This is a genomic window from Flavobacterium sp. SM2513, from assembly GCF_050908145.1.
Lineage (GTDB): Bacteria > Bacteroidota > Bacteroidia > Flavobacteriales > Flavobacteriaceae > Flavobacterium.
The window spans coordinates 704,302-717,069 of record NZ_CP194228.1; the positions used below are offsets into that span (position 1 = coordinate 704,302).

Here is a 12,768-nt window from a genome sequence, read left to right on the forward strand (position 1 = left end):
GCAAAAGGAGGAGAGCCAATCAAAAGGTTTTTTGAGGATTCAAATACACTGTTTTTATTAAAATCAAGAGCAAAATTCTGCACTGAAGTCAAAAAGGGCACGAATAAGGTAAAGTGGTTTTTCATTTTTTGGTTTTAAAAAATTAATAATTAAATTTTCGGACATTTTGGTTAATAGATTGAAATCCTAGTAATTATAATTCTGTAAAACTCTAATAAAAAATGAAACATTCGTGTTTTTGTATCCCTAAATAATGTGACAGGGGAAAGGAAATAAAGTGATTAATGGATTGACCGTCCAATGGAAGAGAGGTATTCATACAAAGACGTACTTTTGTCAAGATTCAGTTTAGCAGAGATGCGTTCCTTTCTTTTTCTGCAGGCTTCTTGAGTAATATTTAGGATGGTTCCAATTTCCTTGGAACTCAAATTCATATAAACATAGCTTATAAATCGAATATCATTTGAGTTCAGATTGAGATGTCTTTCTTTCAAAACCGAAAGCAGTCCTTGATTCACCTCTTCAAAATGAACCGTAAATTCATCCCATTCCGCATCTGATTTCAGATGCTCCTTTAACGCTTTGATGTGATTTTTAATTATTTTGTTTTGAGAAACAGTTTCAAGATCAGCAAGCGAATGAATCACTTCTTCAATCATCTCATTTCTTCCCGAGAGGTACAACGCTTTTGCCGATAACTTTCTATTCCGTTGTTCTATTTCACTTTTCAAGCGTTGCTGCTCCAGTAAAGCTTCATTTGCATTCTCGTTAAGCTGCTTTTCCAGTAGAAGATTGTCACTTTTCTCTTTCTCTAATTCAAGAGCGGTGATTTTTTGTTGCCCTTCTGCAATCGTTTTCTTCTGCTCTTGTTTTATGGCTCTGTTTCTAAAGGTTCGGTAAACGAAAAAAATCAACAGGGCTAGAAACACCAAGGCGATACCAAATATTTTCCGTTCCAATTTTGAAGCTTCTAATGATGCGTTTAAATCTGATTTGTAATTCATTACTTCAAACTTCACCTTATTGCTTGCATACAGATTCTCATTCTTCCGTTTTGTTATAGAATCATTGCTAGCCACCATCAGCTTCATAGCCTCTAATGCTTTGCTGTATTGATTTTGCAAAACATACGCTTCCGATAAAACGGCATAGGTGCTCGCTCTAGTGTCAAAATCTTCGGTTCCTTTTATACTTTCTTTCATATAATAAATACTCTTTTCGTAGTCTTTCTCTAAAAAGTATGTTCTAGCAAGCAAAAGAAAAAGTATGGAATCATTATCTCTATTTATAAAGTCCTTCGTTTTAGTTTGGTGTTGTAATTCAAACAATATTTTCCTGGCAATTTCGTAATCACCTCTTAATAAATAGTTTTCTGCCGTCATAGCCTCCACTTGAAACTGTAACGCCGCATCATTTTTTAAAAATACTTTGGCCTCTTCCAAATAGTCGCGTGCTTTATCTAATTCATTAAAAACATGCGCCACCTTAACTAAATTAATAGCATACAAAGCTATTTTATTTTTATTATTCGCTTTTTTTGCAAGTTCATAAGCCTTCAAGTAGTACTCCCGGCCTTTTTCAAAATTTTTTTCGATGCAATAAATTACGGCGATATTATTCAACACGCTCATTTCCTTATTAGTATCAAGATGTTTAATTGCAATGGTATAGGCAGCTAAGAAATAATTTAAAGCTTCGCCATAATCCGAAAGACTCGTGTAAATAAGACCAATGTTATTTTTGGTTTGAAATGTTTCCAGATGCCAGCTGTTCTTCTCGGCGATCAGTTGCGCCTTAGTTAAATATTCCAATGCCACAGGATAATCCAGTCGGTCCATTGCTGCAAAACCTTTTTCTTTAATTTCTTTACACTCTGCTAACGTTTGTGCATAGCTGTTCCCACTAAAAAGCAAACAAAAAAACACAGTAAACAATAGGAATTTACTATTATGGATTGTGGTATAATGCTGATAATTATAGGTTCTGTATACAGGTGTCATTTACAAATATAGGTTGGTTCATGCAGAGGCATAGCATTTTAAAAAAGCTAATTTAAACCATTTTTAATAAGCAAAAGAATAATATTCGTACTAATGTTTCCTCCCATTCCAATACCAGCCGTCACTTGGAATTGCATAAAGTAATAAATACTAGTGGAGCTCGTAAAAACGACGTCATTGTCAGGAACGAAAGCAATCCTATGTAATCGGTAAATGGCGCGAGCGTCTTTACGTTTATCAAAAACTACAACGGCCACCCCAAACGGAAAAATAATCTAAATAGCAACAGTATAGCAAAGCCCTACTTCAAGTATAGATGAAGTATAGATAGTGTATGAAACGCCTATTCTGTGAAAAGATAAAAACATAGAAAATTTATCTAAATAAAGTGATTTAGACAGAAAAATAAAAAAAAGGAAATGGATAAAAAGGCTGATTTAAGAACTAAAATCAGACAAAGGTAACGAATTTACCGCATTAAAATAGAAGCGTTTTTCTAACCTCAAAACACTATTAAAGCGGAACCTTTTAAAATAAGGACAAATTAAATGTAACCTAAGTGAGTTTCTTTTAAAAGTTAGAAGTCTGATTAAATAAAAAAAACGCATTCGTAGCCGTTTTACGAACATGGAGCTGGAATCGAATCTGAAAATTAGGATTGCTTCTGCCGTTATTCTTCAGGATTACCTCTAAATAAAAAAACCTCTTCTTTCGAAGAGGTTTTTTGTACCCGGTGCCGGAATCGAACCGGCACATCAAAGATACTAGAGTTTGAGTCTAGCGCGTCTACCAATTCCGCCAACCGGGCTTAGCAGTCGAAGAAGCCTAAGCTTCCTGGGAATCGAACTGATATCACTATCAATTCCTTTAACGAGGTGCAAATGTAAAAAATATAATTACATATTCTAAAAAAAATACTGGAAATTTTCATCCCCAAGTTCATTTTTATTCTTAAATTTGCACCTCGTTTCGACGACACAACACTAACTAACTACAAAACAACTCATTAAAATGCTGTACCAAGAACCAGACGCAAAGATATTTGCTTGTTCGCAAAGTGTACATCTAGCAGAACAAATTGCCGAGAAATACGGGGTTCCGCTAGGTAAAGTAACGTTCTCGAAATACAGTGATGGTGAATTTCAGCCTTCTTTTGAAGAATCAATTCGGGGTTTAAGAGTATTCCTTGTTTGCTCTACTTTTCCAAGTAGCGACAACTTAATGGAACTTTTACTGATGATTGATGCTGCAAAAAGAGCTTCTGCAAGACACATTACCGCTGTAATTCCTTATTTTGGATGGGCTCGTCAGGACCGTAAAGACAAGCCAAGAGTTCCGATTGGAGCAAAACTGGTTGCTAAATTATTAGAAACTGCTGGAGCGACACGAATCATGACCATGGATTTACATGCAGATCAGATTCAGGGATTTTTTGAAAAACCTGTGGATCATTTATTTGCTTCAACTATTTTCTTGTCGCATGTGCAAGAGTTGAAATTAGATAATTTGACGATTGCATCTCCAGATATGGGAGGTTCAAAAAGAGCGTATGCCTATTCTAAATTTTTAGAATCAGATGTGGTCATTTGTTACAAACAACGCAAAGCCGCCAATATTATTGGAACAATGGAACTGATAGGTGAAGTAAAAGGAAGAAACGTCATTTTAGTAGATGACATGATTGACACGGGAGGCACTTTGGCGAAAGCCGCTGACTTGATGATGGAAAAAGGGGCTTTGAGCGTTCGCGCTATTTGTACCCACGCCATTTTATCAGGTGAAGCCTACGAGAAAATTGAAAACTCACAATTAAAAGAGTTAATTGTTACCGACTCGATTCCTTTAAAGAAACAGTCTAACAAAATTAGAGTCGTAAGTTGTGCTCCTTTATTTGCAGAGGTGATGTTAATGGTGCAACACAATAACTCAATCAGTGGGAAATTCCTTATGTAGATTTCAGGATTTGAGATTGAGGATTTGGGATTTACGAATGAATTAGAATTTTTTATTAATTATATATATTTACAATGAAGTCGATTACAATTAGCGGATCAGAAAGAGAAAGCGTGGGCAAAGTAGCTACTAAAGCCTTACGTAATGCTGGAATGGTTCCTTGCGTTTTATACGGAGGAAGTCAACCAGTGCACTTTTCAGCAGAAGAAAAAGCATTTAAAACTTTGGTTTACACTCCAAACGCACACACTGTTGTGATTGAATTGGGAACTAAGAAATTCAATGCAATTATGCAAGACATTCAAGTTCACCCTGTATCAGACAAAATCTTACACTTAGATTTCTTTGAATTACATGATGACAAGGAAGTTACAATTGAAGTTCCTGTAAAAGTTACTGGTGTTTCTCCAGGTGTACTTTTAGGTGGTGTTTTACGTTTGAACCAACGTCGTTTAAAAGTGAAAGCTTTACCTAAGAATCTTCCTGATTTTCTTGAAGCAAACATTTCAGAAATGCAAATGGGTAACAAACTTTATGTTACTAAATTAGTTTCTGATGATTACAAATTGTTACACCCAGACAATACGGTTGTAGCTCAAGTAAGAATTTCTCGTGCAGCTATGAAAGCAGCTCAAGAAGCAGCAAAAGCAGCAAAAACAGCTCCAGCAAAAGGAAAGAAAAAATAATAAAAACTTATTATCATTTCAAAAGCATCAATCGAAAGGTTGGTGCTTTTTTTATGAACCTATTTTCTTTTCTCCAAAAAAAACCGTTGCATCAACGCCTTGGATTCATCTGCTAAAACACCCGAAACCACCACCGTTTTTGGATGCAGTTGCGTTCCCATCACGCGATAGCCTCTTTTTTCGTCAGATGCGCCAAAAACTATTTTGGTAATCTGACTCCAATATAAAGCACCGGCACACATTTGACAGGGTTCTAAAGTCACATAAAGTGTGCAATTTTTGAGGTATTTTCCCCCTAAAGCATTCGCAGCTGAAGTGATGGCTTGCATTTCGGCATGAGCCGTAACGTCATTCAATAACTCGGTGAGGTTGTGCGTTCGAGCTATGATGGTATTGTCGACTACAATTAAAGCTCCTACGGGAATTTCGCCACGTTCAAAGGCCTGTTCGGCTTCTTGCAAAGCCCGTTTCATAAAGTATTCGTCGGTAAAAGGATTTTCCATAAAGGCAAAAATAGAAAACAATATTGTAAATTTGACTTTTATTGCAACCATGAACGAAACCTACCTCTCTCAAATAAATTCCCCTGAAGATTTACGCCAACTTCCTGAAACGGAATTACCAAAACTCGCCCAAGAATTACGGGACTTTATCATTGATATCGTTTCGGTTAAGGAAGGTCATTTGGGAGCGAGTTTGGGTGTTGTGGAATTGACGATTGCCTTGCATTATGTATTCAACACACCCGAAGATTTGTTGGTTTGGGACGTGGGACACCAAGCCTATGGACACAAAATCTTGACAGGAAGAAAGAATGAATTTGACACCAACCGCCAACTTGGAGGGATTTCTGGTTTTCCAAAAAGAAGCGAAAGCAATTTTGATACTTTTGGCGTAGGCCACTCCTCTACTTCTATTTCTGCAGCTTTGGGGATGGCGATTGCTTCTCAACTAAAAGGCGATTTGCATAAAAACCATATTGCAGTTATTGGCGACGCTTCGATTGCATCAGGAATGGCTTTTGAAGGTTTGAATCATGCCGGAGTTACTGATGCCAACTTATTAGTGATTTTGAACGACAATGCCATTGGGATTGACCCAAGTGTTGGCGCTTTAAAAAACTATTTAACGGCTGTGAAATCTGGAAAGAATCCGAAGCAGAATAATATGATTAAGTCCTTGAACTTTGATTATTCAGGCCCCATTGATGGACACGATATTTTTGCGGTAATCAAAGAACTTAAACGATTAAAAAATACTACGGGGCCCAAGTTTCTGCACCTCATTACGACCAAAGGCAAAGGTTTGTCACAAGCCGAAGCCGACCAAGTAAAATACCATGCACCAGGGAAATTTGACAAACTAACGGGCGAGATTCTTCCTAAATCAGAAAGTCATTTACCTCCTAAGTTTCAAGATGTATTTGGATTGACGCTTTTAGATTTGGCACACAAAAACGATAAAATCATTGGCATCACTCCTGCCATGCCTTCAGGGAGTTCGCTGAAATTTATGATGGATGCTTTTCCAAAACGTGCTTTTGACGTGGGAATTGCCGAACAACATGCCGTAACCCTTTCGGCAGGAATGGCAACTCAAGGAATGATGGTTTTTTGCAACATTTATTCGTCGTTTATGCAGCGGGCTTACGACCAAATTATTCACGATGTAGCTTTGCAAAACCTGCCAGTCATTTTCTGTCTTGATCGAGCGGGATTGGTGGGTGAAGATGGCGCGACCCATCATGGGGTTTTTGATTTGGCGTATTTAAGGTGCATCCCGAATATGTTGATTTATGCACCCCGAACTGAAATGGAATTACAAAATATACTTTATACTGCTCAATTGGGCTTGCCCCACCCTATTGCGATTCGGTATCCGAGAGGTCGTGGAATTACCGTTGATTGGCAACAAAAACACCTTGGAATTTACGATACAATTGAAATTGGAAAAGGATTTCAGTTGCGAAAAGGAACTACCCATGCGGTAATTTCTACAGGAACCATTGGAAATAATGTGATTGAGGCTTTACAATTGTACTTCAATACCAATACGATTTCGCATTATCACTTTCCATGGGTAAAACCGCTGGACGAAGAAGTATTGCATACTATTTTCAAACAATATACTGCAATTATTACCGTTGAAGATGGCACCGTAAAAGGAGGTTTTGGCAGTGGTATTGCCGAATTTGCAGCAGCAAATCAGTACAGCAACGCACTACAAATTTTGGGAATACCAGATACTTTTATTGAACACGGAACGGTAGCTGAATTGCAGCAATTGTGTGGAATTGACAATAAAAGTTTGCAAAAAGTTTTTGAAAGCCTTTAAAATTGCCGACTTTTGCCAATTATTTTTTCGGACTAAACATTTTTCTATGCGTTTTTTATCGTTGTCTTTTGGATTATTTCTATTGTTTTCTGTTTCTAGCTTTGCACAAAGTGTAGATACTCTTACCACCAAAAAAGTAGATTCGCTCAAAGTTATTCCGTCCAATTGGAAGAAAGAAAACATCGTGGGTTTCGACTTGAACGAAATTGCTTTTGTCAACTGGAATGCCGGTGGAAACAGCTCGATTTCGGGGTTATTGAAAGGAACTTTCACTCGGAATTATGAAATTAAAAGTCAGAAGTGGCTTAATGAACTTGTGATTCGCTACGGAATAAGCAAACAAGACGGTGTAGAATTACGAAAAACCGATGATGCTTTGCAGTTCAACTCGACTTTTGGGTATAGAAAAGATACTACTTCCAACTGGTACCACAGTGCGAAGTTCAATTTCAGAACGCAATTTACCGACGGGTATTCGTATCCGAACAAAGACGTGGCTATCTCGCAAATTTTTGCTCCAGCTTATACCTTTTTAGGGGTTGGTGCAGAATACAACGACAAGAAAAAAACCATGCAATTGTATCTTTCCCCTTTGACGATGAAAAATACTTTGGTTTTGAATCAAAGATTAGCCAATCAAGGTGCTTTTGGAGTTACCAAAGCGATTTACGACCCTATTACCAAGGAACTTTTGCGAAAGGGAGAAATGTCGCGAACAGAACTCGGGGTTCTAGTAATGACGGGCTTCAAAAGGGAAATTTTCACGAATGTAAAATTAGACAACCGCTTGAGTTTGTACAGCGACTACATCAATAAGTTTGGGAATATTGATGTCGACTGGCAGATGCAATGGGAGTTTATTGTCAATAAATATGTTCGGGCGAACATCAACACGCACGTGATTTATGACGACGACATCAAAGCTAAAGAAGAAGTGGGTGGCGAACAAGTTACCGTAGGACCAAAAATTCAGTTGAAGCAAATGTTGGGAATTGGGTTGACGTATAGTTTTTAATTTATTTTTCTTTGCCACGAAGACGCTAAGGCACAAAGTTTCTTTTTGTATTTCTTGCAGAGGCGTTAAGACGTAAAGGTTCTTTATATATTTCTCGCAAAGGCGCTAAGAAGCAAAGGTAGTTAGCGCGTTTATAAGTTGGGAGTTGCATTTGCTTTAAAAAATTATACTTTCTTTCTTCCGTTAATCGTTTCGAACAATTCCAGGGCGTTTCCATCCGTTAAGAGGGAGACGTAGTGGCAAATGTGGAGCAATCTTTCATACAAAGTTTCCTTTTCGTGACGGAATTTCTCAGGTAGCATTTGCAGAATCAAGTTGTCGTAGCTTGAGGTGGTTCCCTCGTATTTATGGTTGACGGCGGTGATGAATTTGTCGAGCAACGTTTGCAGAATTTCATAACCCACAATTTCCTTTTCAATTACTTCACGGCTTTGGTAAATGTTCTGAACGCTCAAGCTGATGATGTCCTTCATCTGGGCTTGGTACTTGCTTTTATCGGTTAGGGCATGGTGAAATTCCCCTTTCAATATCGCTTCCTCGTTTTCGATAAACACCCGAACGGCGTCTTCGATTAGTGTTCCAATAGCAACGGCTCTCAGGTAGCTGATGCGGTCTTCTTTTGATTTTAATTGGTTGAACTTGGGCGTGTCTATCCGGTCTTTTACTAGGTTTATCAAATATTCTAGAGCATAATCTTCAGAAACTAAACCGAGATTGATACCGTCTTCAAAGTCGATGATGGTGTAGCAAATATCGTCAGCGGCTTCGACTAAAAAGGCAAGCGGGTGGCGGTGGTAATGTACCGAACCGTCGGTTGACTTTTGGATTAACCCCATATCCGTGGCAACTTCTTGAAAAAACAATTTGTCCTGCTGAAAGTAGCCGTATTTTTTGTCGGAAATTTGTTTGGTAGGTTTTTTGGGCAACGATTCTTTGGGGTACTTCATAAAAGCGCCTAGAGATGCATAGGTCAAGCGGAGTCCGCCTTCGATGCCTTCTCTGGAGGTGCTTACTACTGAAAAACCGTTGGCATTTCCTTCAAAATCGATAAGGTCCTGCCACTCTTTTGCCGAAAGGCGGTCTTTAAATTCCTTCCCCTTCCCTATTTTGAAATATTCGCCGATGGCTTTTTCGCCGGAATGCCCAAAAGGAGGGTTTCCGATGTCGTGTGCCAAACAAGCGGCGGCTACGATGGCTCCAAAATCATTGGCTTGAAAGCCGTGCATTTCTTGCAGATGCGGGTATTTTTCCAGCACTTTCTTTCCTACTAATCGACCGATGGAGCGGCCTACAACCGATACTTCGAGGCTGTGGGTGAGTCGCGTGTGTACGAAATCAGTTTTGGAAAGCGGGATGACTTGGGTTTTGTCCTGCAAACTTCTAAAGGCGGCGGAGAAAATAATTCGGTCGTAATCGACTTCAAAAACCAATCGGGTTTCGTCTTGTTCTTTGCGTAAGCGTTTGTTTTTGTCGCCTTGTCGTTTTAAGGATAGAAGTTGTTCCCAGTGCATCATTTTTTTTATTGTATAATGTAGGTTGTATATTGTAGGGTTGATTTGGTTTTCAAAGATACATAATTCTGTTTTAGAGGTTACTCTATTTTGAGTTTTGTGTCGAATTTGTTTTCATAAAAAAAGAGTTTCGTTGCTGAAAAAAAATCATACTGTATGTATTTTGTATTTCTTTTTTGATTAAATTTGATTCTCTTATTTACTAAACGCCAAACAATTATGACTACAACTGCTAGAAAAAAACTTCTGAAAACCGCGACAGCACTTACTTCGCTTTCGCAAAATTCCAAAATATTCCCTTCAAAATACATTTCGAAAACCTTTTGGAACAACGCTACTCCATTTTGTGCAACGATTAGAGGCAGTCCTGTTTATTCCTATTTTAAATTTAGAGCAATTAATTACTGAAAAAGCAGTCTTTTGAAGCCTCTTTTGAAGAATTAGTTCTCCTACAAAACACGGGAGAACTCCTGTAAAACGTAGGAGAGCTCCCTCAAAACATAGGAGCGTTCCTACGTGACGCAGGAACGCTCCTCCAAGACGCAGGAGTGCTCCTCCACGACGCAGGAGGTTTCCTGCAAAACGCAGGAGTGTTCCTGCAAAACACAGGAGAACTCCTACAAAATGCAGGAGGACTCCTGCAGGATACAGGAGTCGTTTTTTAAGACAAAAAGCAACGCCTGCATCGTGTAACATTTTAAAAATAAACCGTTTAACAAAAAATAATTTAAATATCATGGATTATATACCTAAAAAAGAAAGCGAGAAAGTGATTTGGAACAATAACTTGAGCGCAAAAATTAGTACCGTAGGTGGCGATGTAGGGTTAGACCCCACCACAATAATAGCTATTCAGAATATTTGTAACGCTAACTCCAGCTCAATTGTAGCTAACGATGATGCTCAAAAGGCTGCCCAAACGGCAAAAGCGGAGAAGGATACCCAGTTGAAAGTGGGTGAAAAAGCGATTCGTGAAACCGTGAGAGTAATAAAAAGCAGTAATAAATATACTACAGCTATAGGCAGAAATTTAGGGATTATTGGCGAAGACCCAACGGTGGATTACAGCACGTATCAGCCAAAGATTAAAGCCAGCGTGATGTCGGGTCACGTAAAAATCGTTTTTGTGAAAGATGGACTTAACGGGATGCACATTTATGGACGTGTAAAAGGAGAACTTAAATGGGTAAAACTGGCTTACGACACGTATAGTCCGTATAACGACAGTCGCCCTTTGGCGGTTGATAATGTTCCTGAACACAGGGAATATATGGCCATTGGTGTGATTCGTGATGAAGAAGTAACGCTGCAAAGCGATATTGTGGAAGCGGTTTTTGGAGGTTAATTGCCTTTTGAATTGTTTAAGAAATGCCACAACATTTATTTGTTGTGGTTTTTTTATGGTGGCGGGTTTATAGTCTTTTTTTATTACATTTGAAAAACAATAATGCGAAACAAACCTTCGCTTTACCAACCAAATAAGGTTGTAATGGCGAAGGTTTGTTTTGGGTATATACGGGTTAGGCATAATGTTAAAAAAACGAAACGAAATCGTTACTATTAAATATAAAATATAAAACTTGAAAAGTTAAAAACTAAACCAAAAAGTATGATTAATTCGAATGAATTAAATGTTTACTCAAATAAAGTTTATGACTATTTTAAAAAGAATAATAGCAAATTACTTGAAAATATATCTTTGCAACCTTCCGAGTTTGGCAAGAATCATATCTTTATAGAGCTTATAACCAAAAACGAAAATAGTGCTTCAAATTTAGTATTAAGTTCCGAAGACAACGAATTAACTATTGGGTTTGACTGTTATCATTGTCATTTTGATAAATTTCCTGAACAAGACTTCGAAGAAGAAATGAAAATTGCATTAGAATATTTTTACAAAATTTTAAGTGAGGAACTATTTGTAGTTAGTGCTGGTGGTGGAGCTTCAACATTATTGACAAAAGAAGAAATTAGTATTATTGAAAGTGGTCAAATTCTTGAAAACTTTAATTATGATTGCATCACTTATTATGTGACTTCTTGGAGCGGAAATCACGATAGAATATTCAACAAACCTAATTAAAAAAGCAACTGACAATCGAATAAATAAAAAAGTACTCTGCATAACAGCTATTTTGAAATAGTGTGTGTTTTAGTGGAATTACCGTTTCGTATCAAGTTTTCGATAAGCCGAAAACTGAAAAGTTACGATTTTCCCGCCATCTCAAAGTAACAAAAAGTTGTGCATAATTTAAACGTAAATAAAAAAAAATACACAATGAAAACAAAATATATCATTACAATATTACTAATTTCAATTATTCTATTCTCTTGCCAAGATAAGTCTGTTAAAACTTCAATTACAGAACCAAAAATAGATCCAAATGAATTAGAAAATGATTTTATGAAATGGTGGAATTATCATTCGAGTGAAATTTCATTGGCTAATAATTTTATTGGCTTAAATGAAGCTTCAGACACAATTAATAAGAAAGATTTTTTGACAAAATTAACTTCAGGAAATTATATTGTTTTAAAATTAAAATCTAAAGACAAAAATATTCTTTATAAACTATATCAATTAAATCCAAAATCAGATAAAAGTATTAAAAATACCATTAGTATTGAATCATTAATAAACTTAGAGCATTATAAAATGGAAGGTGAACGTTTTCCTGAATTTAACTTTATTGACCTTAATGGAAATAATTTCTCAAATGAAAATCTGAAAGGAAAAATGGTGATATATAAAACTTGGTTTATAAATTGTAAGGCTTGTGTTGCAGAATTTCCTGAATTAAATGAATTAGTTGAAAAAAATAAAAATAATAAAGAAATAGTTTTCATAAGTTTAGCTTTAGATGAAAAAGATAAATTAGTTAGTTTTTTAAAAAGAAAAGATTTCAAATATGAAATTGTTCCTAATCAAAAAGAACTTATTGTCAAAAAGCTTAATTTAACAATATATCCAAGTCACATTGTTGTAGATAAAAATGGAGTAATTATTAAAGTGGTTAATAAAGCATCTGAAATGATAGATTTTTTAGAGAATAATAAAAAAAAGTTCTAAGCAAAACTAAAATGCCCTCTCCAGAACCTATGTAAAATAAACGTTGCCGAACAACAGTTTTGTTTAATGGCTTGGGGTTGGTTTTTCCTTCAGAAAAACCCCTATGACCCAACAGCGCGAATTTGCAATCCGTGCCCACAAATACAAAACAAAATGAGGACATATAGTTCTCATTTTTTATAGCACTTTCCTGCTACAT

The 12,768-nt window shown here is 36.7% G+C and carries 11 protein-coding genes and 1 tRNA gene; 7 read left to right on the top strand and 5 right to left on the bottom strand.

The window, feature by feature from the left end; genetic code table 11:
- Positions 1–281: 281 nt before the first annotated feature.
- Entirely contained in the window at positions 282–2,000 is a 1,719-nt protein-coding gene (locus ACQ5J2_RS02700; protein WP_432672149.1) for a tetratricopeptide repeat protein, read from the bottom strand.
- A 727-nt stretch (positions 2,001–2,727) separates the two neighbouring features.
- Positions 2,728–2,808 (bottom strand) — tRNA-Leu (locus tag ACQ5J2_RS02705).
- Between the two features lie 203 nt (positions 2,809–3,011).
- Between ACQ5J2_RS02705 and ACQ5J2_RS02710 the strand changes: the two genes are divergently transcribed.
- Together ACQ5J2_RS02710 and ACQ5J2_RS02715 are read left to right on the top strand one after the other, a co-directional pair.
- Positions 3,012–3,953, top strand: coding sequence for a ribose-phosphate pyrophosphokinase (locus ACQ5J2_RS02710; RefSeq protein WP_432672150.1), 942 nt, complete (start codon positions 3,012–3,014; stop codon positions 3,951–3,953).
- Between the two features lie 74 nt (positions 3,954–4,027).
- Positions 4,028–4,639: a 50S ribosomal protein L25/general stress protein Ctc gene (locus ACQ5J2_RS02715; protein ID WP_432672151.1), complete on the top strand. Its 612-nt coding sequence runs from the start codon at positions 4,028–4,030 to the stop codon at positions 4,637–4,639.
- Between the two features lie 59 nt (positions 4,640–4,698).
- Here ACQ5J2_RS02715 and ACQ5J2_RS02720 read toward each other — a convergent pair whose 3' ends face one another.
- Positions 4,699–5,142, bottom strand: a complete 444-nt coding sequence (locus ACQ5J2_RS02720; protein WP_432672152.1) for a nucleoside deaminase — start codon at positions 5,140–5,142, stop codon at positions 4,699–4,701.
- A 49-nt stretch (positions 5,143–5,191) separates the two neighbouring features.
- Between ACQ5J2_RS02720 and ACQ5J2_RS02725 the strand changes: the two genes are divergently transcribed.
- Together ACQ5J2_RS02725 and ACQ5J2_RS02730 are read left to right on the top strand one after the other, a co-directional pair.
- Positions 5,192–6,973 (top strand): 1-deoxy-D-xylulose-5-phosphate synthase, encoded by a 1,782-nt coding sequence (locus tag ACQ5J2_RS02725; RefSeq protein ID WP_432673243.1) that lies wholly within the window; start codon positions 5,192–5,194, stop codon positions 6,971–6,973.
- 46 nt (positions 6,974–7,019) lie between these two features.
- On the top strand, positions 7,020–7,988 hold the full coding sequence (locus tag ACQ5J2_RS02730; protein WP_432672153.1) for a DUF3078 domain-containing protein: 969 nt from the start codon (positions 7,020–7,022) through the stop codon (positions 7,986–7,988).
- Between the two features lie 164 nt (positions 7,989–8,152).
- On the opposite strand, the gene ACQ5J2_RS02735 is transcribed toward ACQ5J2_RS02730, so the two are convergent.
- Entirely contained in the window at positions 8,153–9,499 is a 1,347-nt protein-coding gene (locus ACQ5J2_RS02735; RefSeq protein ID WP_432673244.1) for a deoxyguanosinetriphosphate triphosphohydrolase, read from the bottom strand.
- Positions 9,500–9,799: 300 nt separating this feature from the next.
- The gene (locus ACQ5J2_RS02740) at positions 9,800–10,195 is read right to left on the bottom strand and encodes a hypothetical protein (protein ID WP_432672154.1); all 396 of its coding nucleotides are present in this window, start codon (positions 10,193–10,195) and stop codon (positions 9,800–9,802) included.
- Positions 10,196–10,235: 40 nt separating this feature from the next.
- On the opposite strand from ACQ5J2_RS02740, the gene ACQ5J2_RS02745 reads away from it, so the two are divergent.
- The 3 genes from ACQ5J2_RS02745 to ACQ5J2_RS02755 all read left to right on the top strand — a co-directional run bounded on the left by ACQ5J2_RS02745 (position 10,236) and on the right by ACQ5J2_RS02755 (position 12,569).
- Positions 10,236–10,844, top strand: coding sequence for a hypothetical protein (locus ACQ5J2_RS02745; protein WP_432672155.1), 609 nt, complete (start codon positions 10,236–10,238; stop codon positions 10,842–10,844).
- Between the two features lie 264 nt (positions 10,845–11,108).
- Positions 11,109–11,582: a hypothetical protein gene (locus ACQ5J2_RS02750; RefSeq protein WP_432672156.1), complete on the top strand. Its 474-nt coding sequence runs from the start codon at positions 11,109–11,111 to the stop codon at positions 11,580–11,582.
- A gap of 195 nt (positions 11,583–11,777) precedes the next feature.
- Positions 11,778–12,569 (top strand): TlpA family protein disulfide reductase, encoded by a 792-nt coding sequence (locus tag ACQ5J2_RS02755; RefSeq protein ID WP_432672157.1) that lies wholly within the window; start codon positions 11,778–11,780, stop codon positions 12,567–12,569.
- Positions 12,570–12,768 lie beyond the last annotated feature (199 nt).